This window comes from Bradyrhizobium retamae, assembly GCF_001440415.1.
Taxonomy (GTDB): domain Bacteria; phylum Pseudomonadota; class Alphaproteobacteria; order Rhizobiales; family Xanthobacteraceae; genus Bradyrhizobium; species Bradyrhizobium retamae.
The window spans coordinates 1-2339 of sequence record NZ_LLYA01000083.1 but is presented as its reverse complement, the minus strand read 5'-3'; the positions used below and the strand labels follow the sequence as shown (position 1 = coordinate 2339).

The 2339-nt window shown below is 57.8% G+C and carries 1 protein-coding gene and 1 pseudogene; one reads left to right on the top strand and one right to left on the bottom strand.

Annotated features, from left to right (window positions below; all coding sequences use genetic code 11):
* Window positions 1–1604: 1604 nt before the first annotated feature.
* Window positions 1605–1798, top strand: a pseudogene (locus CQ13_RS45515) (nitrogen fixation protein NifZ); the annotation flags it as partial.
* 156 nt (window positions 1799–1954) lie between these two features.
* Here CQ13_RS45515 and CQ13_RS40830 read toward each other — a convergent pair.
* The coding region (locus CQ13_RS40830; protein WP_197427301.1) for a recombinase family protein at window positions 1955–2339 on the bottom strand (385 nt) is incomplete at its 5' end.

Sequence of the window (2339 nt, the reverse complement as noted above, 5' to 3'; positions counted from 1 at the left end):
CGCATCGCGGCTGGCGCAACGTCAAGATAACAGACCGCCGCGCCGCCGTGGACTATCCAACCATCGCCAAAGAGTCAAAATTACTGTGATGAACCACTAGCAAAGGGAAGGCCGGTCTGGAATTTTGACCGCATGTTGCCCATTGGATCAAGCGCGTGTCTTTTCGACGTGGCAGGTTCGCAAGAAGACATCGACAGTGGGTAGTCTGAAGGCGACATTACCGTTATCCGTGCGATCGATGGCACGATCAACGCGGACCGCATAGTGCTTCCAGACCCCACGTACGAAAGCACGTTAAGGGGTCTCCAGAAACATTGCGTTTGGGCGAAGCTACTGGATGACACTCGGCGTTATTTTGCCAGCACTAAACTTGGGCTTCTCGAAGCCGAGCCGCACGACGTAGAATCGATATTCAGTGCGACACCGGGAGACGGCAGAGGGTATATTGGCGGCCGGTTGATCTTTAAGTTTCGCGGATATGACGGCAAGCCATACCGGGCGACCTTCGATGCTGTCTTCGGGCGAGGCGGGTGCTTTGTTGACTTCTTCCGCTACTACGCGGACCTCTTCTGAGTCGGAAAACCGAGGGCCTGCCCCGCAATTGCCGACTGGCAACGGTGCTGTTTGCCCGACGTACATTCCGGCAATGCCGTTTCTCCACTTGGCGTACTTGCGAATGAACGAGGACGCAGCCGAGGCATCGCCTCGATGCTATGGACATTTTCGTTCGTGACGGCAGTCAATTTTCTCGTCCCGACCTTCTAGGCATCTTGATGTCTCCGGCAAGGAGGTCCACACCATCTGAGGATGTCTGCGTCAACGCCTCCCGGTGCGTACGTACCCTCACACGAGAGTGAAACGGCGTACGCGCCACAGGCGTCTGGTATCAGGAAGATTTTCGGCTCCGAACCATGTCGACAAAGCGACGCATGCAGATGCTGCGCGCAGACTTCATCTTCTTGGAGGCGGCCCGTCCATGCGAAGTCGTAGGAGAGCACCATGCTCGTCGCTGGCTGATTTGGACAACACTGCCCTTAACCTGCCAGAGGCGATCGGTCGGAGATCAGGCGTTGTATTTGCGCGCTCGCCTATATCGAGCTCAAGTCGTCACAGCTGAACCAATGGAGCCAATGCCGCGCGACCACCTTGGGATGCAACAGGTATCAACCACCGCGGCGCCATGCGCGCCATCCGCAGGATCGTAAGCAGCGGCTGATCGTCGACGGCAGCAGCGATGCCGGGCGCGCGAAAATAGACTGGGAAGTCGCGCAGAGCCTATCTCGATCCTCGCCGCGAAAAACGCCGGCATCAAGATCAGCCGTGGGTCATGTGCGCTCGCTGACGAACGCCGTGTCGGGGAGCTGATCTCATTCAGCGATCCCGCCCGCAATCCGCTTGACGTGTTTTGCAACCCCAAGCTTCGCGTCCGAGCCGTTCATGTCGGGGAGACCGATGAACGGCTTTCCTACCGGCGCGCTCGGGATGGGCCACGTCGTGCTGAACTGTCGAGGACGTCGAAGCCCTTGCTGCCATTTTATCGTGGCGTGCCGGGCTTCAAGGTGTGGGACATCGGCTTGAGGCAGTTTGGATTGTACTTCTTCCACCGCAATGACGGAACTTAAGCCGGCAAGGAGATTGGCGAGATTTTCGCCAAAAAGGGGAGGTGGGTTACGTCTTCTCGATCGGCACTTTCCTGCAGCAGTTCTAGATCTATGGCGTCGAGTTTCTCGAAAGCGGCAACCGCGTCGGCATGAAGCGCAAGGAGCTCGAGCCGGCACCATCTCGCCTTTCATGTTAGCGTTCCCGTTGATAGTCCGTTGGTTGTTCTCATAATCGTCCCAGGAGATATAGCCCTCGTGATGATCGCGAATCAGCACCTCCCAATCCTGTTGGGGGCGGCGCACACTGCGCGTGATCAGTTAAGGCCGGCTTCGACACGAACCTCCGATCCGGTTCAACCAAATACATAGGCGCCGGCGTAAACAGGGTTCGTCAACAGCCGATGGATCGTATTGTAGCGGGGCAACTGCCTTTCCACCACTCGACCTCGAGGACGGTACGCAACAATCGGCATCTTGACGCCTTGATCGCAGAACCAAATGGCAACCTGGCGGACGCTGGCGAATTCTGCAAATTTGTGGAATGCCAATGGAGCGCTTCGCGCACGCGCTTGTCGGGATCCAGCTCCAGCCGATCGTCGGCGCTGCGCACATAACCGACCGCCACGCGCTGCTTTGAGGCGCAGCGCTTCCTGCGAGCGCTGGCGTAAGATCGACGGTTCGAGCTCGCTGAATGTTCCCTTCATCCCAAGCAGCAGGCGGTCATTGACAAGCTTTGGA